Annotated in this window: 18 protein-coding genes, 2 tRNA genes and 1 pseudogene; 7 read left to right on the top strand and 14 right to left on the bottom strand. The window is 68.9% G+C overall.

Annotated features, from left to right (window positions below; all coding sequences use genetic code 11):
• Nucleotides 1-59 precede the first annotated feature (59 nt).
• The 3 genes from VEC11_RS02910 (at nucleotide 60) to VEC11_RS02900 (ending at nucleotide 4,254) form a co-directional block, all read left to right on the top strand.
• Nucleotides 60-1,976: a TonB-dependent receptor plug domain-containing protein gene (locus tag VEC11_RS02910; RefSeq protein WP_464128959.1), complete on the top strand. Its 1,917-nt coding sequence runs from the start codon at nucleotides 60-62 to the stop codon at nucleotides 1,974-1,976.
• 95 nt (nucleotides 1,977-2,071) lie between these two features.
• Nucleotides 2,072-2,521, top strand: a complete 450-nt coding sequence (locus VEC11_RS02905) for a YfiR family protein (protein ID WP_464128957.1) — start codon at nucleotides 2,072-2,074, stop codon at nucleotides 2,519-2,521.
• The gene (locus tag VEC11_RS02900; RefSeq protein ID WP_464128955.1) at nucleotides 2,521-4,254 is read left to right on the top strand and encodes an ATP-binding protein; all 1,734 of its coding nucleotides are present in this window, start codon (nucleotides 2,521-2,523) and stop codon (nucleotides 4,252-4,254) included. The genes VEC11_RS02905 and VEC11_RS02900 overlap by 1 nt, the downstream gene beginning before the upstream one ends.
• A gap of 1 nt (nucleotide 4,255) precedes the next feature.
• On the opposite strand, the gene VEC11_RS02895 is transcribed toward VEC11_RS02900, so the two are convergent.
• From VEC11_RS02895 to VEC11_RS02875, 5 genes are all read right to left on the bottom strand, one after another.
• Nucleotides 4,256-4,332: transfer RNA gene (locus VEC11_RS02895), tRNA-Pro, on the bottom strand.
• Between the two features lie 34 nt (nucleotides 4,333-4,366).
• A tRNA-Ile gene (locus tag VEC11_RS02890) sits at nucleotides 4,367-4,441 on the bottom strand.
• Nucleotides 4,442-4,485: 44 nt separating this feature from the next.
• The gene (locus VEC11_RS02885; RefSeq protein ID WP_464128954.1) at nucleotides 4,486-6,138 is read right to left on the bottom strand and encodes a sensor histidine kinase; all 1,653 of its coding nucleotides are present in this window, start codon (nucleotides 6,136-6,138) and stop codon (nucleotides 4,486-4,488) included.
• 165 nt (nucleotides 6,139-6,303) lie between these two features.
• Entirely contained in the window at nucleotides 6,304-7,602 is a 1,299-nt protein-coding gene (locus VEC11_RS02880) for a hypothetical protein (protein WP_464128951.1), read from the bottom strand.
• A 38-nt stretch (nucleotides 7,603-7,640) separates the two neighbouring features.
• Nucleotides 7,641-8,903 carry a hypothetical protein gene (locus VEC11_RS02875; RefSeq protein ID WP_464128950.1) on the bottom strand — a complete coding sequence of 421 codons (1,263 nt, stop codon included), beginning with the start codon at nucleotides 8,901-8,903 and terminating at the stop codon, nucleotides 7,641-7,643.
• A gap of 304 nt (nucleotides 8,904-9,207) precedes the next feature.
• On the opposite strand from VEC11_RS02875, the gene gyrA reads away from it, so the two are divergent.
• Nucleotides 9,208-11,916, top strand: coding sequence for a DNA gyrase subunit A (gene gyrA / locus VEC11_RS02870; RefSeq protein WP_464128948.1), 2,709 nt, complete (start codon nucleotides 9,208-9,210; stop codon nucleotides 11,914-11,916).
• On the top strand, nucleotides 11,891-12,382 hold the full coding sequence (locus VEC11_RS02865) for a hypothetical protein (protein ID WP_464128947.1): 492 nt from the start codon (nucleotides 11,891-11,893) through the stop codon (nucleotides 12,380-12,382). Before gyrA ends, VEC11_RS02865 begins: the two co-directional genes overlap by 26 nt.
• Here VEC11_RS02865 and VEC11_RS02860 read toward each other — a convergent pair.
• The 3 genes from VEC11_RS02860 to VEC11_RS02850 all read right to left on the bottom strand — a co-directional run bounded on the left by VEC11_RS02860 (nucleotide 12,373) and on the right by VEC11_RS02850 (nucleotide 14,014).
• Nucleotides 12,373-12,816, bottom strand: a complete 444-nt coding sequence (locus tag VEC11_RS02860) for a DUF488 domain-containing protein (RefSeq protein ID WP_464128946.1) — start codon at nucleotides 12,814-12,816, stop codon at nucleotides 12,373-12,375. The two genes, VEC11_RS02865 and VEC11_RS02860, sit on opposite strands and share 10 nt — an antisense overlap.
• Nucleotides 12,813-13,550: a glycosyltransferase family 2 protein gene (locus VEC11_RS02855; protein WP_464128944.1), complete on the bottom strand. Its 738-nt coding sequence runs from the start codon at nucleotides 13,548-13,550 to the stop codon at nucleotides 12,813-12,815. Before VEC11_RS02855 ends, VEC11_RS02860 begins: the two co-directional genes overlap by 4 nt.
• 74 nt (nucleotides 13,551-13,624) lie before the next feature.
• Nucleotides 13,625-14,014: a VOC family protein gene (locus VEC11_RS02850; protein ID WP_464128943.1), complete on the bottom strand. Its 390-nt coding sequence runs from the start codon at nucleotides 14,012-14,014 to the stop codon at nucleotides 13,625-13,627.
• A gap of 39 nt (nucleotides 14,015-14,053) precedes the next feature.
• On the opposite strand from VEC11_RS02850, the gene trmFO reads away from it, so the two are divergent.
• Nucleotides 14,054-15,376 carry a methylenetetrahydrofolate--tRNA-(uracil(54)-C(5))-methyltransferase (FADH(2)-oxidizing) TrmFO gene (gene trmFO / locus VEC11_RS02845; RefSeq protein WP_464128941.1) on the top strand — a complete coding sequence of 441 codons (1,323 nt, stop codon included), beginning with the start codon at nucleotides 14,054-14,056 and terminating at the stop codon, nucleotides 15,374-15,376.
• On the opposite strand, the gene VEC11_RS02840 is transcribed toward trmFO, so the two are convergent.
• From VEC11_RS02840 to eno, 6 genes are all read right to left on the bottom strand, one after another.
• A complete protein-coding gene (locus tag VEC11_RS02840) occupies nucleotides 15,373-15,876 on the bottom strand; it encodes a histidine kinase (RefSeq protein ID WP_464128939.1) in 504 nt (167 codons plus the stop codon). The genes trmFO and VEC11_RS02840 overlap by 4 nt on opposite strands.
• Nucleotides 15,877-15,959: 83 nt before the next feature.
• Nucleotides 15,960-16,595: a squalene/phytoene synthase family protein gene (locus VEC11_RS02835; RefSeq protein ID WP_464128936.1), complete on the bottom strand. Its 636-nt coding sequence runs from the start codon at nucleotides 16,593-16,595 to the stop codon at nucleotides 15,960-15,962.
• 10 nt (nucleotides 16,596-16,605) lie between these two features.
• On the bottom strand, nucleotides 16,606-18,024 hold the full coding sequence (locus VEC11_RS02830) for a pyruvate dehydrogenase complex E1 component subunit beta (RefSeq protein WP_464128935.1): 1,419 nt from the start codon (nucleotides 18,022-18,024) through the stop codon (nucleotides 16,606-16,608).
• On the bottom strand, nucleotides 18,024-19,091 hold the full coding sequence (gene pdhA / locus VEC11_RS02825) for a pyruvate dehydrogenase (acetyl-transferring) E1 component subunit alpha (RefSeq protein ID WP_464128933.1): 1,068 nt from the start codon (nucleotides 19,089-19,091) through the stop codon (nucleotides 18,024-18,026). The genes VEC11_RS02830 and pdhA overlap by 1 nt, the downstream gene beginning before the upstream one ends.
• Before the next feature lie 104 nt (nucleotides 19,092-19,195).
• Nucleotides 19,196-19,522, bottom strand: coding sequence for an FtsB family cell division protein (locus VEC11_RS02820; protein WP_464128932.1), 327 nt, complete (start codon nucleotides 19,520-19,522; stop codon nucleotides 19,196-19,198).
• 102 nt (nucleotides 19,523-19,624) lie between these two features.
• The gene (gene eno, locus VEC11_RS02815; RefSeq protein ID WP_464128930.1) at nucleotides 19,625-20,911 is read right to left on the bottom strand and encodes a phosphopyruvate hydratase; all 1,287 of its coding nucleotides are present in this window, start codon (nucleotides 20,909-20,911) and stop codon (nucleotides 19,625-19,627) included.
• Between the two features lie 150 nt (nucleotides 20,912-21,061).
• Here eno and VEC11_RS02810 point away from each other — a divergent pair.
• Nucleotides 21,062-21,383 (top strand): annotated as a pseudogene (locus VEC11_RS02810) (hypothetical protein); the annotation flags it as partial.

Below are 21,383 nucleotides of genomic sequence, written 5' to 3'. Positions count from 1 at the left end.
GTTTACCCTGAGCCGATAAAGAAGCACCTCACGCCGGGGGGCGACACGAGGCTGCAGTCGTGAAGCGACGCCGTTTAGTCCCTTGTCTGATCGGCGGCGCCGCTGCCGCCTTTGGCGCCGCGCGCGCCCAAGCCCAGGATGCCCCGACCCTGCCCGCCCAGCCGGCGTCGCAGAGCGATCTTTCGACCCTGTCGATCGAGGATCTCGCGCAGCTCACCGTGCGCTCCGCCTCCAAGCGCGACGAGCCCCTGTCCTCGGCGCCGACCGCGGTCTTCGTCATCACCAATGGCGAGATCCTGGACAGTGCCGCCACCACCCTGCCCGACGTGCTGCGCCTCGCCCCCAATCTGGGCGTGCAGCAGGTGAACGGCCACGAATATGCGATCACCGCGCGCGGCTTCAACAGCCTGGAGACATCCAACAAATTGCTCGTCCTCGTCGACGGGCGCAGCGTCTATTCGACCCTCCATTCCGGCGTGTTCTGGGACACGCAGACGCCGTTCATCGAGGATATCGACCAGATCGAGGTGATCTCGGGCCCCGGCGGCACGCTCTACGGCCCCAATGCGGTGAACGGGGTGATCAGCATTTCGACGCGCGACGCGCGGGAAACCCTGGGTGGGCTGGTCCGCGGCGGCGCGGGCGCCTTCGAGCGCAATGTCGGCGGCCGCTACGGCTTCGCGCTCGGCGAGCGCGCCGCGGTCCGCGTCTACGCCCATTATTTCGACCGGGAAGACCTGCCCCAGGGGAATGTCGGGCCGCTGCTCAACGATCGCTGGCGCGGCTGGCAGGCGGGATTCCGCGCCGACTTCGGCACGGGGACCGACGAGTTCACGCTCCAGGGCGACATTTTCGACAATGAGGTGGGCAACCTGTCTGGTGACGGCAATCAAGGCCACAATCTGCTCGCCCGCTGGACCCATGGCTTCGGGGATAACGACAGCCTGCGGGTCCAGGCCTATTATGACGATTATGAGCGCCGGGCCCTGCTGACCTCGGATTCGCTCCAGGTCTTCGATCTCGACGTGCAATATAATGCGACTTTGGGCGCGCACGATTTCGTCATCGGCGGCGGCCTGAGGACGACGCGCGACGAGTTCGTCAACAATCTGAACGGCTTCCAGCTCAACCCACCGAGCCGGCGGCTCTGGGTCTACAATGCCTTCCTGCAGGACCGCATCCGGCTGAGCGAAACCCTCTCGCTGATCGCCGGCGTCAAGGTCGAGGAAACCAGCTTCACCGGCATCGAGATCCTGCCCAATCTGCGCCTCGCCTGGCAGCCCGACGACCGCGCCCTGCTCTGGGCGGCGGTGTCGCGGGCGGTGCGCACGCCGTCGCGGATCGACCGGCAGCTCGAATTCCTGCCCCTGCTCGCCCCGGGGGACGATTTCGTGTCGGAGAAACTGATCGCCTTCGAGGCCGGCTATCGCGGCCAGCCGACAGAGCGGACGACGCTCTCCGTCAACGTCTTCTTCAACCTCTATGACGACATCAGGACGACCGAATTCTCTCCGGGCATGCAGTTGCCGATCCGGCTGATGAACGGGATCGAGGGGCATAGCTGGGGCGTCGAGGCGTGGAGCAGCAGCCAGCTCCTCCCCTGGTGGCGGCTGAGCCTCGGCGTCTCCACCCTGTTCAAGCATTTCCGCCAGAAGCCAGGCCATCTCGACCTCGCCGCAGGCGACGCAGTCGGCCACGATCCGGAATTCCAGCTCTTTGCCCGCTCGCAATTCGACCTCAGCAGCCGGCTGCGGATCAATGCGGGCCTGCGCTTCATCGATGGCATCGAGAGCGATCCGCCGCTCGGCTCCTATGTCGAGGCCGACGCGCAGGTGACCTTCCGGCTGACCGACCGGCTCGACCTCTATGCCGCCGGGCTGAACCTGCTTCACGACACCCATCAGGAAAGCAACGACCCGGACCGGGCCCAGCGCGCCCAGCGGTCGCTGCTCGTCGGCGCGAGGGTCAGGTTCTGAGGCGCTTCCGCCCCTTTCGCGCAGCGGCCGCGCTGGCGCTCCTCTCCGGCCTCGCGGCGGGCGGCGCGGCGCACGCCCAGCCGACCGAGGAAGCGGTGAAGGCGACCTTCCTGCCCAAATTCGCCCGCTATGTCGGCTGGCCCGCCCAGCGCCAGCCGGGCGCCGGCGCGCCCTTCATGCTCTGCGCGATCGGCCGCGACCCGTTCGGCCGCCTGCTCGACGCCGCCGCCGCGGCCGAGCAGATCGACGGGCACGGCGTCATGGTGCGGCGGCTGCCCGACGAACGGGGGGCCGGCGCCTGCCATCTGGCCTTCGTCCAGGGCCGCCAGCCTGCCGATACCGGCCGGCTGCTGCTGGCGCTGCGCAACCTGCCGGTGCTCACCATCACCGATGCGCGCGCCGGCCCGCAGCGCGGCATGATCCACTTCACCAACCTCTCCGGGCGGGTGCGCTTTTTCATCAACGACGCCGAGGCGGCGCGGCGCGGGCTGACGATCAGCTCGCGGCTGCTCGCCCTTGCCGCCGGCGTGACGCAGAGGCGCTGATGGCGAAGCGGCCCCGCCTTCCCCGGACCTGGATCGACGCGCCGGCGGCGATCGTCGCTGCGGTCGTCCTGCTGCTGCTCGTCGGCATCGGCGTGATCATGCAGAGCGAGGCCGCCTATCGCGACCTGCAGGAGCAGGAGACGCGGGTGCAGGCGGAAATCCTGGCGGCCAGCGTCACCGCGGCGCTGGACTTCGAGGACCGGGTGGCGGCGAGCGAGGCGGTGAGCGCGATCCGGGTCAACCGCCAGGTGCGCAGCGTCGGTGTCTATAACGAGCACGGTACCCTGGTCGCCGGCTATGGCCGCGACGGCCAGGCCCCGCTTCCCACCTTCGCCGACCGGCTGCCGACGCCGGAGAATGCGGTGGCTTCCGAGGTGCCGGTGACGAGCCGGGGCGAGCGGATCGGGACGGTCGTGCTCGTCACCGACCCTGAACCGGTCTCGCGGCGGCTGACCCGCTATCTGGTCATCGGCCTGCTGATCGTGATGGCGGCTTTGGTGGTCGGCGTGACCGGCGTCGCACAGGGCGCGCTGCGGCGGGCCAATCGCACGCTCGAGGAACGCGCCGACGCGCTCGCCGACGCCAATGCGGAGCTCAAGGTCCAGGTCAGCGAGCGCGGCAAGGCCGAGGAGCAGTTGCGCCAGGCGCACAAGATGCAGGCGCTGGGCCAGCTCACCGGCGGCATCGCGCATGATTTCAACAATCTGCTGACCGTGATCCAGGGCTCGGCCGACATGCTGCGCCGGCCCGGCGTGTCGGAGGAGAAGCGCATCCGCTTCGCCGAGGCGGTCGTGCAGGCCTCGGGCAAGGCGGCCGCGCTGACCGGCCAGCTGCTCGCCTTCGCCCGCCGCCAGCCGCTCAGGCCCGAGATGATCGACGCCAACGCGCTGATCCGGGACATGACGGACCTGCTGGACCGGACGCTGGGCGAGCGGATCGAAGTGGTCACGACGCTGGCGCCGGGGGCCTGCACGGTGGAGGCGGACCGCGCCCAGCTCGAATCGGCTTTGCTCAACATCGCAGTCAATGCGCGCGACGCCATGCCCGAGGGCGGCCGCCTCGAGATCCGCACCTCGCCCGTCACCGACGCGGAAAAGGGCGAGATGATCGCGCTATCCGTCAGCGACAGCGGCGCCGGCATGGACGAGGATACGCTTGACCGCGCCTTCGAGCCCTTCTTCACCACGAAGATGACCGGCAAGGGGACGGGCCTGGGGCTCAGCCAAGTCTACGGCTTCGCCAGCCAGTCGGGCGGTGACGTCCGGATCGAATCGGCGGTCGGGCGCGGCACCATTGTCACCCTGCTCCTGCCCCGGCGGGGCGCGCTGCCCGAGCCGCCCCGGACGACCGAACGCGCGGCGCTGAAGCGCGGGCGGACCGGGCGCATCCTGCTCGTCGAGGACAATGACGAGGTCGGCGCCTTCGCCGCGCACCTGCTCGGTGAGTTGGGTCATGACGTCGTGCGCGCGCAGTCGGGCGAGGAGGCGCTGGAGCGGGCGCTGGCCGACCGGTTCGACCTGGTCTTCACCGATGTGGTCATGCCCGGGATGAGCGGGCTCGACCTGGCCGGACGGCTCGCCGAGCAACGCCCCCGCCTGCCCGTCATCCTGACCACCGGCTATAGCGACGAGATCGCCCGCTCCGGGGCCGGCGGGCGGCCGGTAATCCTGAAGCCCTATACGCCGGAGGCGCTGGCCGCGGCGGTCGAGCAGGCGCTCGCAAGCGGGAAATAGCTGGTCGGGGAGACAGGATTCGAACCTGCGACCCTCTGCTCCCAAAGCAGATGCGCTACCAGGCTGCGCTACTCCCCGACCCTGGCTAACCGGCCCGCGCCATTGCGAAGGCTGGTGGGCCCGGCAGGATTCGAACCTGCAACCAAGCCGTTATGAGCGGCCGGCTCTACCGTTGAGCTACAGGCCCCGCCGCGCCATGCCATGCGGGGGCCTTCGCGGCAATGTGAAAGCTCAGACCGAGCCCTCGCTGCGGCTGGGCGTCTCCGTCTCGGCGGTGACCGCCGGCAGCGTCAGGATGAAGCCGTCCGGCGCGACGTCGAGCGATCCGCCCGCCGCCTCTGCGAGGTTGCGGACCAGGCGCAAGGCGAAGCCGAGGCCCAGCGCGGGCGCGCCCGGCCAGTCGCCGTCCGGGCTGTACCCGGGATCGAGCAGTTCGCGCTCGTCGAGCCCGGCGATCGCCCGCGGGCGGCCGAGTGAGAGCTGCAGGACCGGCGCCCGGCGCTCGGCGACCAGCCCGAGCGCAAGGCCGATCGCCTCGCCCTCCCCGGCCAGGCCGATCGTTCCGGCGAGCAGGCGGCCGAACATCCGCTCGGCGGCGCCCGGCTCAACACGGGCGAGCGGCAGGCCTTCCTCGATCCGCAGCTCGATCGCGGCACCGCGCTGGGCGGCGACCCGGGCATAGCTTTCGTGCAGCCGGGCCAGCAGGGCGACGGCGTCGGTGGCGCCCTCCGCCAGCTCGAGACGGCGCGATTCGATCCGCGCGGCGGTGTCGAGATCGTCGACGGCGCTCAGCAGGCTCCGCGCCTGCTCCATGATCGTCGCCGCGCGGCCGCGATAGGGCATGGCGGCCGGGCCCATATACTGGCCCTCGATCATCTCCGCGAAGCCGATGATCGCGTTGAGCGGGGTGCGCAGCTCGTGGATCAGCTGGCGCAGCGAGTCGGCGGGGAATTCCGTGCCGAACACGCCCTCGGCCACCGCCTCGAGGGCGCTCTGGGCAATCTCGTCCGGACGGGGGCGCCGGGCGGTCCCGCGATAGCCCTGGAAGGCCCCGCTCGCCGTATCGAAGAAGGGAATGCCGGAAATCCGCCAGTCGCCCGAGGCGGGCCCCTCCCCCGCGACGGTGAAACGCGCGTCGCGGAACGGGCTGCGCTTCTCGAAGCCGCCGGCCGCCTGGCCGTCCACGCCATGCTGGCCGCGGCCCGCGACCCAGGCGATGCTCTGCCCGACCAAGGCGCCCCGGGGCGCGCCCTCGACCCAGACGAGGACGCCGTCCGTGCCGGTCTCCCAGCGGAAGCTCTCGGCGCTGTTCGCGGCCGCGGCCGGGGCATGGGCCTGCGCCTCGCGGCGCTGGCGATAGGCCTCGATCCGGTCGACCAGCTCGCGGATCTGGGAATCGCCGCCCGCCGGTGCGGGCGCGGGCGTTTCCGCCGACCGTTCCGAACCCCCTTCGAGCCGGAAGTCGCTCGGGCCGAAGGCGCCGAGCGCCGCCCTCACCTCCGGCGCCAGATCCTGCCGGTGCCGCAAGAGCGACCGCGCGGCGGGCCCGAGCCGAGGCAACAGCCCCAGCCAGGTCTCGCTGTCGAGCCGGACGCCGCCGATCAAGGGCGCTGCGATCGAGGGCATATCCTCGGCGAAGAAGGCGACGAGGTCGGGGTCGACAGCCCGGCCCGCCAGCGACCGCGCCGATTGGCGGCGGATTTCGGGATCGATGCCGCGCCGGGCCTTGCGGAGCCACGCATAGGCCGCTTCTTCCTGCTCACCGCCGATCCCGCTGCGCTGCTGGGCGAGCAGGTCGACGAGCTGGCGCCAGCGCGCGGTGCACCGGTCAGGCCGGTCCGCGGCCTGGCCCAGCACGGTGGCAAGCATGTCGTCGAAACGCATCCGCACCGCCTAACTCGCGGGCAGGCCGTGCGAAAGCGCCTTATTGAGTGCGGCTCAAATCGGGACGCGCGGAGCGCTCAATCCAACCATGTCGGATCGAACGCTCCGAGCTCTTCCTGCCGCGATTTCCGAGTCGCCGGATATGATCATCCGACTGGAAATCGCTCAGCTCGTGCGGGTGGAGAGCCAGAGCAGCCAGAGCTGGGCGAGCTCGGCCCGCGGCCCGGTGACGGCGCGGAACGCCGCCTCCGCCTCGGCGCGCTGCCCCGCCATGGCGAGCGCGGCGCCGAGCCGCGTGTTGCCGAGGCCGGCCTCCGCGCCCTTCTGCAGCGCCGCGCGGTAGAGCTCGGCAGCCGGCCCGTATTCGCCATAGCCGTAATAGGCATCACCCATGGCAAGCGCGGCCGCGGCATCACGCCCGGCGAGCGCAGCCCGGCGGCCTTCCGCCAGCGAGCCGCGGTCGTCGGCCGCGCGCCGGGTGGCAAGCTCGATGCGCTCTCGCGCATAACCCGCATTCTGCGTGATCAGATTACGCCGCAATCCGTCCTCGAGCACCGCCTTGACCTCGCCGAACGCGCGGACCTGGTTGGCGGCCTCGGACAGCTCGATGAAGTCGCGCTCGGAGTTCATCGCGCCAGCGGCGCGCATGAGCCGGTACGTATCCAGTTTGAAGCTGGCATTGGTACTCGCGTAAAGGGCCAGGACATCGTGCCAGCTGCTCGGGCTCGGCGCTGCGGCCAGCCACTCGCGGAAATAGCGCATCGTGTCCGGCGATCGGGACTGATAGGCCAGAGCTGCCATTTGCTGTCGCCAGGCGGCCGGGATCGCCTGGCCGGCGCGCTGTTGTGCCTGGACGGCTTGTTGGTAGAAACCGAGCGCCCCCGGGTAATCGCGGGCATTGGCCCGGATCTGCGCCTGACGGATGAAGCGCGTCGGATCGTTCGGGTTCATCGCGTCGAGGGCGGCCATGGCGCGCTGCGCCTTGGCGGTATCGCCGGCCGCGGTCGCGAATTCGAGCTGGTTCTCGTACAGCGCCCGCATCTCGGTCGGCAGCGCGCCGCCGGAGGCGATCATCTCGTCAATGCCCTGCGACTGGAAGGCCCGGTTCTGGGTGTTGATGCCGATCTGGAGACGGATCTGGCCGACCAGATATTTCCCGTCATTGCTGGTCGCAGCCGGGGCCGCGGTCGCGAGCGCGGTGGTCGCCGTCGCCCAGTCGCCGGCGGTGACTGCGGCGATGACGGGCTGGAAGGCCTGCCGCTCCTGCCGAGTGAGATTGTAATTGCGCGTCGGCTGGGCGGGCTGGGCGGCCTGCCCGGACTGCGCGGGAGCAGTCCGCGGCGGGGGCCTCTCAATCTGGGGCTGGGGCGGCGGCGGCGTCGGCGCTCCGTAACCCTGGGCCAGGGCCGGCGCGGCCCCGCCGACCAGCGCTGTGATCGCCAGGGCGGCCTTTTGGATGGTCATCGAAATGTCTCCTGTTCGCACAAAACGACAAAATGAAATCAGGCCGGCCGACGCGACAGCCAGGTCAGCCAGAAGGCGGCAAGGTCGGCGCGCGGGCCGGTTACCAGCCGCAGCGCCGCTTCGGCCTCGGGCCGGCGGCCCGCCATGGCGAGCGCGGCACCGAGGCGCAGGTTGACGAGATTGGGATCCTCCCCGCCTTTTTGCAGGGCAAGGCCGTAGAGCGCGGCCGCCTCCGCATATTGGCCGTAGGCGTAGAAATTGTCTCCCGCCGCGCGCGCGGCTGCGCCGGTGCCGCTCTGCGCACGCGTCCTCAGCCCGGGCAGGGCCGCACGATCGGCGGCCACGGCGCGGGGCGCGATCCGCCCGGCCAGCGCGGGCGCGATGCGCGCGGTCTCGACCATGTTGCGCTGCAGGCCCTCGTCGATCACCGCCCGCGCCTCGCCGATCAGCCGCGCGTCGGCAAGCGCGCCGGCAAATTCCATATAGTCGCGCTCGCCGGCCAGCACGCCGGCCGCGCGCATCAGCCGGCGGATGTCGAGATCGAGCACCGGATCCCCGGCGAGGTCGCGATAGGCGGCGAGCGCGTCGCGCCAGTTGGACGGTGTCGGATAGGCCTCGACCAGCCCGCGCGCGAAGGCCAAAGTCGCGGGCGCGAAGCTCGCATTGCTGATCGGCGGGCGGGTCCCGTCATAAGCGACGGCAAGCCCACGCAGATACCAGCTCTCCGGCGAAACCCGCCCGGCCGCCCGGTCCGCGGCGACCGCGCGCTGGAACAGGCTGACCGCATTGGTGCGGATAGTGATCGCGGCCGGGCGCCGGGCGGTTGTGAGATGGCTCGCCGTATACTGGCCGTAATCGACGAGCGCGGCGCTGTTGTTCGGCTGCAGCTCCACGAGCCTGGCGATCAGCCGGTCGGTCTTCGTCGCGTCGCGGCCGGCAAGCGCGCGGCCCGCGAGATAGGCGACCAGGCCGGGCGCTTCCTCGGGCGTCACCAGGCCGCTTTCGATCATCGCCTCGGCGCCCTGGGTCTGCATCGCATTATCGTTGCGCTGACGGCCGATCTGGAACTGATAATGGGCGACCGCATAGCGGGCCGACGCGCCCTGCGCGCGGGCCCGCGCCGACGCCAGGGCGGCATCCTGCGCCGCCCGGTCGACGCCGGCCGACGCGGCCTGGAGGGCGGCGATCGCGTCCCGCTCCTCGCGGCTGAGATTGAGCGAGCGCGGCGTTTGCGCCTGCGCCGCGAGGGAAAGCCCGGCCGTGGCCAGCAAGGCAGCTGTCAGGGCCGTCAAAGCTTTCATCGGGAAGCCTCCTGTCGCAAGTGCCGGGTCATGGCGAATCCACCCGTCTCCGGCAATCGGGCGGTGGCTTCTAACGCTTATGCGGGTCGCTTTCTAGGGCCGGGCCAATGAACCGCCGTTGAACTGGGCGGTCGCCGCAATATATCTGATAAAAGGCACTTTTCTGCGGTTTTCCACCGGATTTCCTCGCGCGCGCGTACACGCGCGTGCGCGCGGGGTGGTCAGGGGCCCCGGCATGGTCTAGGGTTCCGCTTCGCCAGCGCAGTCGCGCTTTCTCACACAGACAACAACCCAGGAAATCCCATTGGCCAGCGTACCGCCGACCATCGAGTCCAGCGACATTTCCCCCATCTCCATCGTCGAGGAGATGAAGACCTCCTATCTCGACTATGCCATGTCGGTGATCGTCGCGCGCGCGCTGCCGGACGTGCGCGACGGGCTGAAGCCGGTGCATCGGCGCATCCTCTACGCCTGCCAGCAGGGCGGCTTCGTGGCCGGCCGGCCCTATCGCAAGTCGGCCAAGATCGTCGGCGACACGATGGGCAATTACCACCCGCACGGCAATCTCGCGATCTACGACGCGCTCGCCCGCATGACGCAGGACTGGTCGATGCGCGTGCCGCTGATCGACGGCCAGGGCAATTTCGGCTCGATGGACCCCGATCCGCCCGCGGCGGAGCGCTACACCGAGGCGCGGCTCGCCAAGGTCGCGATGACCCTGCTCGAGGATCTCGACAAGGACACGGTCGACTTCACCCCGAATTACGATGCCTCGCTGACCGAACCGACCGTCCTGCCCGCCCGCTTCCCGAACCTGCTGGTGAACGGCGCCGGCGGCATCGCGGTCGGCATGGCGACGAATATCCCGCCGCACAATCTGGGCGAGGTCATCGCCGCCTGCAAAGCCTATATGGACGATCCCTCGATCAGCTCCGAAGCGCTGATGGAGCATGTCCCGGCCCCCGATTTCCCGACCCGGCCCCTGATCCTCGGCCAGGCCGGCGCGCGCAGCGCCTATCTCACCGGCAAGGGCTCGATCATCATGCGCGCCCGCCACGAGATCGAGGAAGGCCGCGGCGACCGCCGCTCGATCGTGCTGACCTCCATTCCCTACCAGGTCGGCAAGAGCGGCCTGGTCGAGAAGATCGCCGAGGCGGCCAAGGACAAGCGCGTCGAGGGCATTTCCGACATTCGCGACGAATCCAACCGCGAGGGCGTGCGCGTGGTCATCGACCTCAAGCGCGACGCGACGCCGGACGTGGTGCTGAACCAGCTCTGGCGGCACACGCCGGCCCAGTCGAGCTTCCCGGCCAACATGCTCGCCATCCGCGGCGGCCGGCCCGAGACCTTGACCCTGCGCGACATCATCGAGAGCTTCGTCCGCTTCCGCGAGGAGGTGATCACCCGGCGCTCCAAATATGAGCTCGCCAAGGCGCGGGAGCGGGCGCATCTGTTGCTCGGCCTGGTCATTGCGGTCACCAATCTGGACGAGGTGGTGCGGATCATCCGCGGCTCCGCCTCTCCCGGCGAGGCACGCGCTTCGCTGCTCGCGCGCGAATGGCCGGTCGCCGAGATCGCGCCCTATATCCGCCTGGTCGAGGCGGTGGAGACCGAGATTGCGGGCGACAGCTACCGTCTCTCCGAGGCGCAGGTGCGCGCCATCCTCGAGCTGCGCCTGCACCGGCTGACCGCGCTCGGCCGCGACGAGATTGCCGGCGAGCTGCGCGAACTCGCCACCTCGATCGGCGAATTGCTCGAGATCCTCGGCGATCGCGTGCGGCTCTATGCAGTGATGCGCGCGGAGTTCGACGAGATCGCGGAGGCCTTTGCGACGCCGCGCGTCACCGAGATCGCGCCGTCCTTGGATGGGGTCGACGACGAGGACCTGATCGAGCGCGAGGACATGGTCGTGACCGTCACCCTGGGCGGCTACATCAAGCGCACCCCGCTCGAGGCGTTCCGCACCCAGGCCCGCGGCGGCAAGGGCCGCGCCGGCATGGCCACGAAGGAAGAGGATGCGGTCACGAAATTGTTCGTGACCTCGACGCACACGCCGGTCCTGTTCTTCTCCACCGCGGGCAAGGTCTACCGGCTCAAGGTGTGGCGCCTGCCCGAGGGCGCACCCCAGGCCCGCGGCCGGCCGATGGTGAACCTGCTGCCGCTCGCAGAGGGGGAGACGATCTCGACCGTGCTGCCGCTGCCCGAGGATGAGAATGAGTGGGGCAAGCTCCACGTCATGTTCGCGACCGCCCGCGGCACGGTGCGGCGCAACTCGATGGATGCCTTCACCAACGTCCCCTCGAACGGCAAGATCGCGATGCGGTTCGACGAGGGGTCGGAGGACCGGTTGATCGGCGTCTCCCTGCTCACCGAGGAGGACGACGTGCTGCTCGCGACGCGGAACGGCAAGGCGATCCGTTTCTCGGCAACGGACGTGCGCGAGTTCCAGAGCCGCACTGCCGCCGGCGTGCGCGGCGCCCGCATGGTCGGCGACGACGAGGTGATCTCGCTCTCCATCCTCCGGGGCTTCGAGGCCACAACCGAGGAGCGCGACGCCTATTTGCGGGCCGCGCCCTGGAAGGAAGGCGAGCGCGAGACGAGCCTGTCGCCCGAGCGCATGGCCGAGTTCGAGGCGGCGGAGGAGTTCATCCTCACCGTCTGCGCCAACGGCTACGGCAAACGCTCCTCCGCCTATGAATATCGGCGGACCAACCGCGGCGGCCAGGGGATCACCAATATCGACAATCTGGCCCGCAACGGCCCGGTCGTCGCTTCCTTCCCTGCCCATCATGGCGAGCAGCTGATGCTGGTCACCGACCAGGCCAAGATGATCCGGATGAGCGTCGGCGACACCAGGGTGATCGGCCGCTCCAGCGCCGGCGTGCGCCTGTTCAACGTGGCGGAGGACGAACATGTCGTCTCGGCCGCGCGGATCGAGGAGAGCGAGGAGGAAGGCGAGACCGTGGCGGAGACGGTGGAAGGCATGGATGAAGCTGACGCCGGAACCGAATAGAAGGCAGCGGCTGGTCGACGGGCCGCGGCTGCTCGCCGGGATCGTCGTCGCCGCGCTCGCCGCCGGCCCGGTCTTCTTCATCAGCGGGACCCTGCTGACGGGGCTGGTCGCCTCGCGGGGCGGCGAAGTGTTCGACTGGGCCGGGAACCAGGCCCTGCCCTTCATCCTGCTGCTGTCGGTCCGCTACGTCTTCCTGTCCGCCATCCTGCCGATGACCCTGGGGGCGGCGGGGATGGCGGTGCTCGGCGCGATGTTCCGGGGCGCCCGCTCCTGGCTGGCCTGGATGCTGGCCGGCGCGGTGCTGGCCGGCCTGATCTGCCTGCTCTTTCCGGACCTGCTCTCCACCTACCGCCTGCTCGGGGTCGCCCTGCTCGTCACCGGCCTCGCCTGCGGCCTCATCTGCCGCGCCTTCGCGCGCTGGCCGGAGGATGCGGATTCGGGCGGCGGGGACCGGGCTCAGACGTAGAGGTCGACGACCTCGACGTCCGGCAGCACCGTCTCGTGCAGCGGCGTGCGGTGGCAGCCGGCCGGATCCCGCTCGAAGCAGAGCAGCGCCGACGGCTTCTCTCCCGCGAGGGCGGTCATCTGCGCCGCCTCCATGCCGGCTTCCGGCGTTTCGAGCTGCGCCGCGAAGATGCGCCGCATCTCGTCCATCCGCCCCTTGCGCGCGGCCTCCCGGCCGGCGGGCGGCGTGCCCAGCGCCTTCAGGTGGACATAGTCGATCCCGGCTTCCTTCAGGCCCGCCGCCAGCACGTTCTTCGAGAAGCCGGGCTTGCGCGACAGCGGCACGGCGCGGACATCGATCACCCGCTCGACGCCGGCAGCCTGCAGCGCCGCGACCAGCTCTGCCTGGGTGGCGCCCTCATAGCCGATGGTGAAGATGCGTGCGGGGCCGGTCATCTGACGTCTGTATAGCCTTTGGTCGCGGGCTTGCCGCGGAACACGATGGAGAAGAAGTTGACGAAATAGAGGCCGGCCATCCGGAGATAGCCATGCTTCTGCAGGCGCCGGCCCGAGGTCGGCATCACGAAGCGGGGGTGGAAGAGCACTTCCCCATATTTCCTGGCGCGCTTGGCGATGTCCGCATCCTCGCCGTAGAATTCGATCTTCGGATCGAAGCCGCCCATCTTCTCCAGCACGTCGCGGCGGATCGCGAAATTGCCGCCGACCAGCATGTAGCCGATGATCCCGTAGAGCGGCCGCGCCGCGACGAACCAGCCCGAGGCGACCTTGTTGCGCCAGCCGGCGAGGTCGTAGAAACTGTACGGCCCGGACAGCGAGGCGAGCTTCTGGTTCCTGCCGAACTGCTCCCAGATCTGCTCGATCCAGCCCGCCGGCGGATGGGTGTCGGCGTCGACATAAGCGAGGATGTCGCCCTTCGCCGTCAGGAAGCCGCGCTGGCGGGCGCGCGTGATCCCCTTTTCCGGCTCGAACACATAGGTGACCGCCGGATAGCGCTCGACGATCGCCCTGGTCCCGTCGGTGCTGTTATTGTCGACGACGATGACCTCGAACGCCTTGCCCGCAATATTCTCCATCACCGCGTCGAGGCAGGCGCCGATATAGGCCTCCTCATTATAGGCCGGGATGATGAGGCTGATCGTCGGCCTGTCTGACATGGTCTCGGCGGTCATGAGATGGGCTAGTGCCGCAATATCTCTGGTCTGGCCAGAGTCCAGAGGCCCGGGCCGGGACCGCGACGGGACGGCTATCCGGGCGCGTGACATACGGCCTCGACATTGATTCGGTCGGGATCGAACACGAAGGCCGCATAGTAGTTCGGCCCATAGTGGGGACGAAGGCCCGGCCTCCCATTGTCTCTGCCGCCTGCGGCGAGGGCAGCGGCGTGGAAGGCGTCAACTTCCGCGCGCGTCGCAGCGGTGAAGGCGACATGGGTCCCCTCTCCCACAAGTTCATTGTCGCCGACCCAGAAGGACGGATTGCCGTCTTTCCCGAAACCGTGTGCTGTACCGCCCGACTGCGTCTGCTCCGGCGTGACGGTCATGATCAGGCCGATTCCGAGCGGCGCCAGCGCCTGTTCGTAGAAGGTACGCGACCGTTCCGCGTCGGCCACCGCAAATCCGACATGATCGAGCATGCTTCCTCCCGCTGGTGAAGGAGACTATCGCAGCCCGCCATGACTTACCAAGTGCATATCATCGGCGGCGGGCTCGCCGGCTCGGAGGCGGCCTGGCAGCTCGCGGAGGCCGGATTGAAGGTGCGCCTCTCCGAGATGCGCGGCGGCGGCGAGATGACTCCGGCGCACCAGACGGATGGCCTCGCCGAGCTCGTCTGCTCGAACAGCTTCCGCTCGGACGATGCGGTGAGCAACGCCGTGGGGCTGCTCCATGCCGAGATGCGCGCGCTCGGCTCTGTGATCATGGCGGCTGCGGACGCGCACAAGGTACCGGCCGGCTCGGCGCTGGCGGTCGACCGGGACAATTTCTCGGCGGCGGTGACGGCGCGGCTCGCCGCCCATCCCAATATCGAGATCGTGCGCGAGCGCATCGACGCCCTCCCGGCCGCGGGCCTCACCATCGTCGCCACGGGACCGCTGACCGCGGCCCGGCTGGCCGAGGCGATCGGCGCGGCGACCGGCGCGGACTCGCTCGCTTTCTTCGACGCGATCGCGCCGATCGTGCACCGCGACACGATCGACATGGACGTCTGCTGGATGGCGAGCCGCTGGGACAAGGGTGACACCAGGGATTACATCAACTGCCCCATGACCAGGGAGCAATATCTCGCTTTCCACCAAGGCCTGCTCGACGGCGAGAAAGGCGAATTCCGGGAGTGGGAGAAGGACACGCCCTATTTCGAGGGCTGCATGCCGATCGAGGTGATGGCCGAGCGGGGCGTGGACACCTTGCGCTACGGGCCGATGAAGCCGGTCGGGCTCGACGATCCGCGGACCGGGCGCTGGCCCTATGCGGTGGTCCAGCTCCGCCAGGACAATGCGCTCGGCACGCTCTGGAACATGGTCGGCTTCCAGACCAAGCTGAAGCATGCCGAGCAGGTGCGCCTGTTCCGGACGATCCCGGGCCTCGAGAAGGCCGAGTTCGCGCGGCTCGGCGGCCTGCACCGCAACACCTTCATCAATTCGCCCGAATTGCTCGACGGCACGCTCAGGCTGCGCAAGGCGCCGCACATCCGCTTCGCCGGCCAGATCACCGGTTGCGAGGGCTATGTGGAATCGGCGGCGGTCGGCCTGCTCGCCGGCCGTTTCGCGGCTGCGGAGGCGGGAGGAAACGCCCTTCCCCCGCCTCCGCCCACAACAGCTCTGGGGGCGCTGCTTGGCCATATTACCGGCGGCGCCGACGCGGCGAGCTACCAGCCGATGAACGTCAATTTCGGCCTCTTCCCCCCGCTGAACGCCGGCCGCACCAAGAAAGCGGACCGCAAGAAACTCTACACCGACCGCGCCCGGGCGGACCTGGAGGAATGGCTACCCGCTTCCTAGCGCGCACCTCGCTGTCCACCGCCGCTGGCCCCGGCGCTGCGCTGGTTTGTGCAGTCGCAGCGGGCATTCCTCGCGCTGGCAGTGCGGCGCGGGCGCGGGGCGGTGGTGGCGAATTCGGCCCGGTTGAGGGCGCGATCGTTGTTCGCATCCGCCTCGGCGAACTTGCGCAAGGTCGCGGAGGCCCATTCCTCGAAGCTCAGCTGGCCGTCATGATTGGCGTCGAGCCGCTGATAGTTGCGGCGGCGCTGCCAGGTCATTTCCTCCACCGTGACCCGCCCGTCATTGTCGCGGTCGGCGCGGTCGAAGCGGCGCTGCTCGCGCGTCCGCGAATCCGCCGAGGGCGGGCGGCCGGGGGTCATCGGCAGGTCCGCCGCTGCCTCGGTCGCCGCCGGCGCGGCGGGCACCGGATTCTCGTTGCGGTTGGCCACACCCTTCCAGATGAAGAAGCCGGCAAGCAGAAGCAAAGTCGCCGATCCGGCGCCGGTAAGGAATCGCAGCATCACGTCCTCCCCTGTCCGGAGACGATGCTAGTCATTGCTCATCGAAAATGCAAAATATATGCGGTTATTTCATCCAAAATGGATTAATATCCGCTGATCCGGTGCTGCATCATCCGTAGGATGCGGGCCGGGCTTCCGGGTCTTTCCGGTTTTCGTCCAAGCCGTTCAAGATCACGTCTCGCAAGCATTGCCAACATGCCAAGTGGACGGAGCCGTTTCGGCCATTTCGTCTTCGACTCGGGCGGCGGCGACTTGACTTCACCGGCACGGCGGCTGTGGCGGGCGAGATCGGCCAGCGCCCAGGCCGCGCCCGCCCGCCTGACGGGGAAATCGGCCACGCCGAGCAGTCGCGCAGTCAGCACGAACAGCTGCGCGCCCCGGAGCTCGGCGTAACGGGCCAGCTCCGCTTCGGTCAGCGCCTCCTCGGCCAGCAGCATCAGCCAGCCCTCCTCCATCGCGGCCAGCTCCGCGCCGCTTGCCGTCGGCAGGACATGGGCCGCAAGCGCCTGCAGCAAGGGCTCCGCGGGCGGCGGTTCCCGGTCCAGCCGCTCCAGCGCCTCCCGCCACCAGGCGAGCCGCATCTGCGAGACCAGGGGCTGGGTGCCGGTGGCGAGGATCGCGCCGAAGCCGGCGTCGAGCCGCCACAGCGCGGCGACCGCCGGGCGCACCGCGGCCGGGACATAGGCGAGCGCGAGCGTCCGGTCGGGATCGAGATCCATCACCCGCAATCTAGCGGTAGCAAACCTTCTTCGCAGCAGCGACGACGTCCGCCGACTTCACCAGCGCCAGTTTCTCGAGGTTCGCAGCATAAGGCAGCGGGACATCGACGTCGGTGACGCGCAGGACGGGAGCGTCGAGATAGTCGAACCCCTCCTCCATCGCGATCGCCTGGAGCTCGGAGGAGATCGAGCAGACCGGCCAGCCTTCCTCGACGCAGACCATGCGGTTGGTCTTCTTGAGGCTCGCCAGCACGGTCGCCTTGTCGAGCGGGCGCAAGGTGCGGAGGTCGATCACCTCCGCATCGATGCCCTCGCCGGCGAGCGCGGCAGCCGCCTCGAGCGCGACGCCGACCCCGATCGAATAGGAGACCAGAGTGACGTCCTTGCCCTGCTTCACGACCTTCGCCTTGCCGATCGGGAGGACGTAGTCGTCGAGCTTCGGAACGTCGAAGCTCTGTCCGTACAAAAGCTCGTTCTCGAGGAAGACGACCGGGTCCTCGGAGCGGATCGCCGCCTTGAGCAGGCCCTTGGCGTCGGCCGCCGAATAAGGCGCGATCACCACCAGCCCCGGCACCGAGGCGTACCAGGGCCCGTAATTCTGGCTGTGCTGCGCGCCGACCCGGGCCGCGGCGCCGTTCGGACCGCGGAAGACGATCGGGCAGCGCATCTGCCCGCCGGACATATAGTTGGTCTTCGCCGCCGAATTGATGATGTGGTCGATCGCCTGCATGGCGAAGTTGAAGGTCATGAACTCGATGACCGGCTTGAGACCGCCCATCGCCGCGCCCGTCCCGACGCCGGCAAAGCCATATTCCGTGATCGGCGTGTCGATCACGCGCTTCGGCCCGAACTCGTCGAGCAGGCCCTGGGTGACCTTGTAGGCGCCCTGATATTCGGCGACCTCCTCGCCCATCACGAAGACGCGGCCGTCGGCCCGCATCTCCTCGGCCATGGCGTCGCGGAGCGCCTCGCGCACCGTTGTCTTCACCAGCTCGGTGCCGGCCGGCACGTCGGGCTCGTCCACCGTATGCGCGACCGCGGCGACGAGATCGCGCGCGGCGGTCTCCATCTGATGCGGAGTCGGCGAGGCGGATTCGGGCGCCGGAGTCTCGGCCGCGGGCGCCGGGGAAGGCGCAGGTGCGGCGGGTGCGGGAGCCGGCGCGGGAGCCGGCGCCGAGGCATTCTCGCCCTCCGCGGCCATGACCGCGATCACCGCGCCGACCTTCACCTCGTCCGTGCCCTCGGGCACCAGGATCCGGCTGATCACACCCTCGTCGACCGCCTCGAACTCCATCGTCGCCTTGTCGGTCTCGATCTCGGCGAGGATGTCGCCGGCGGCGACCTTGTCGCCTTCCTTGACCAGCCATTTGGCGAGCGTCCCCTCCTCCATGGTCGGGGACAGAGCCGGCATCCTGATCTCGATCGCCATCAGTAGCTCCCCACCAGCACGTCGGTATGGAGTTCGGACGGATCCGGCTCGGGCGCCTGCTCGGCGAAGTCGGCGGCCTCGACGACGATCTTCTTGATCTCGTTGTCGATCGCCTTGAGCTCGACCTCGGACACGCCCATCCCTTCCAGCTCCTTCTTCGCATGCTCGATGGGATCGGACTTGTCGCGCACCGCCTGCACCTCCTCGCGCGAGCGATATTTGGCAGGGTCGGACATGGAGTGGCCGCGATAGCGGTAGGTCTTGAGCTCGAGCAGGATCGGCCCCTTGCCGCTGCGCACCCAGTCGAGCGCCGTCTCGGCGGCGCCGCGCACCGCGAGCACGTCCATGCCGTCCACCTGCAGGCCGTTGATCCGGAAGCTCTCGCCGCGCTTGTAGAGCTGGTCCTCGGCCGAGGCGCGGTTCACGCTCGTGCCCATCGCATACTGGTTGTTCTCGATCACGAAGATGATCGGCAGCTTCCAGAGCTCGGCCATGTTGAAGCTCTCATAGACCTGGCCCTGGTTCGCCGCGCCGTCGCCGAAATAGGCGAGGCAGACCCCGCCATCCTCGGCATATTTGTGCTTGAAGGCGAGGCCGGTGCCGAGGCTGACCTGCGCGCCGACGATGCCGTGGCCGCCATAGAAGCCGTGCTCGACGCTGAACATGTGCATCGAGCCGCCCTTGCCCCTGGAGATGCCCGCCTGGCGCCCGGTCAGCTCGGCCATGATCACCTTGGGATCGATGCCGTAGGCGAGCATGTGGCCATGGTCGCGATAGCCGGTGATCACGCTGTCCTTGCCGACGGTCATCGCCGACTGCAGGCCGACCGCGACCGCCTCCTGGCCGATATAGAGGTGGCAGAAGCCGCCGATCAGGCCGAGGCCGTAAAGCTGGCCGGCCCGCTCCTCGAAGCGGCGGATGAGCAGCATCTGCCGGTAGAATTCGAGCAGCTCGTCCTTGTCCGCCTTGTAGCGGACCGGCTCGTCCGGTCGCTCGCGATTGGGAATCTGGGGCGCCGGAGCAGCGGCCTTTTTGGGGGCGCGCTTCGGCGTTGCTGCCTTGGCCATGAAAGGCTCTCTCCTCGTCTCGATTGCGGCCCTATGGCGGCAAACGGGCGGACGCGCAACATGGCGTCCGGCGGCTGGCGGACCTCAGGGAATTCGGATGAAAATCAGCGACGCTGCGCGGCGGCGCGGGCGTCGGTCGAATCGTCGAGCGGGATGATGATCTCGTCGGGCCGGACATAGCCGAGCTGGTTGCGGATCATCTCCTCGGCGAGGTCGGGATCGGCATTGGCGGGATCGAGCAATTGCGAACGGTGCTGCAGCCTCGCCCGCTCCGCTTCGAGCCGGGCCAGGGTCACGCCGCGCTCGGCCTTGGCGCGGCGATAGTCGCCCCAGGCCATCACCCCGTTCTCCCCGACCACGGCGGCGCCGACGAAATAGCAGATGATGAGAAGCCCCGCCGCGGGCCAGGCCGCCCGCCGGATCAGTTTCAAAGGATTGCGCCCCACCGTCATCGCCCCGACACAGAATCAGCAAAGCGAAGGAGAATCAACCCCTTTGGGACGGCCTGCGTAGAAATCCGGTGGGGCGAGCGGCTAGCGAGTCGAAGCGTTGAACACGCCCCGCCCGGCGTAGATGGCGGCGCTGCCCAATTCCTCCTCGATCCGGAGCAGCTGGTTATATTTGGCGAGCCGGTCGGAACGGGCGAGGCTGCCCGTCTTGATCTGCCCGCAATTGGTGGCGACGGCGAGGTCGGCGATGGTCGTGTCCTCGGTCTCGCCCGAGCGGTGCGACATCACCGCAGTGTAGGCCGAGCGGTGTGCCAGCGAGACCGCGGCGAGTGTCTCCGTCAGCGTGCCGATCTGGTTGACCTTGATCAGGATGGAATTGGCGAGCCCGTCCTGGATGCCCATGGCGAGCCGCTTCGGATTGGTGACGAAGAGATCGTCGCCGACCAGCTGGATCCTGCGGCCGAGCAGGTCGGTGACCGCCTTCCAGCCGGCGAGATCGTCCTCGGCCATGCCGTCCTCGATCGAGGCGATCGGATAGTCGTTGCAGAGCTGGCCGAGAAAGGCCGCCATCTCGTCCGGGGAGAGGGTCATGCCCTCCCCTTCCATAAGGTAGGCACCGTCGCGGAAGAACTCGGTCGCGGCGCAGTCGAGCGCCAGCACGACGTCGTCGCCGGGCGTGTAGCCGGCCTGTTCGATCGAGCGCATGATGAAGTCGAGCGCCTTGCGCGCGGAGGCGAGGTTCGGGGCGAAGCCGCCCTCGTCGCCGACCGCCGTGGCGAGGCCGGCCTCGTGCAGGCCTTTCTTCAGCGTATGGAAGATCTCCGCGCCGCAGCGCAGGCCCTCGGCGAAGCTCGCGGCGCCGACCGGCATGATCATGAATTCCTGGAAGTCGATCGGATTGTCGGCATGGGCGCCGCCGTTGAGGATGTTCATCATCGGCACCGGCAGCAGCTGCGCCGAGACTCCGCCGACATAGCGGTAGAGCGGCAGGCCCCGGGCCTCGGCGGCCGCCTTGGCGACGGCGAGGCTGACCCCGAGGATGGCGTTGGCGCCCAATCTCGACTTGTTCTCGGTGCCGTCGAGATCGATGAGCAGGGCATCGATCTCTCCCTGGTCCTCGGCGTCCATGTCGAGGATCGCCTCGGCGATCTCGCCGCGCACCGAATTGACCGCCTCGCACACGCCCTTGCCGAGATATTTGCCCTTGTCGCCGTCGCGTTTCTCGACCGCCTCGTGGGCGCCGGTCGAAGCGCCCGATGGAACCGCCGCCCGGCCCATGCTTCCGTCCTCGAGCAGGACGTCCACCTCGACGGTGGGATTGCCGCGGCTGTCGAGAATCTGGCGGGCATGGACGTCGAGAATGGCGGTCATTGTTACGGCCTCGTTCTGAACTATATGAGGTGGAGCGAGGCGCGGCTTATCGGCGCGGCGCAGGCGACGCAACTTTCGTCGCTGCGCGGCGGAACGTGAGGCACGGCTCGCCGTTCTCGCTGCAAAGCAACACCAGGTGGAGTAAAAGCTATGCCTCCTCGCAATGACGAGCTTCCCGAAGGCACGGATCACATCATCAACGGCGCCATGGAGACTGGCGGCGCGGCCGGCGGCGGCGGGGCGAGCTCGGGCTTCATCGGCGCGTCGGGCGGCGACGGAACGGGCGGCACGGCCGCCTCAGCAGGAGGAACCGAGATGACAGCGACTGAAGGCACCGGCGGCTCGGCCGCGGCGGACGAAGGCGGCGGCACCAGCATCGGCAGCGGAGTCACCGACCAGGTGCGCGGCCAGATCTACAATCTTCGCGACCAGGCCGGAGGCAAGGTCCGCGAATTCGCCGACACCGGCAAGT

This window comes from Allosphingosinicella sp., assembly GCF_035626655.1.
Taxonomy (GTDB): Bacteria; Pseudomonadota; Alphaproteobacteria; order Sphingomonadales; family Sphingomonadaceae; genus Allosphingosinicella.
Note: the sequence above shows the minus strand (reverse complement) of the source record. Positions and strands in the feature narration are given on the sequence as shown.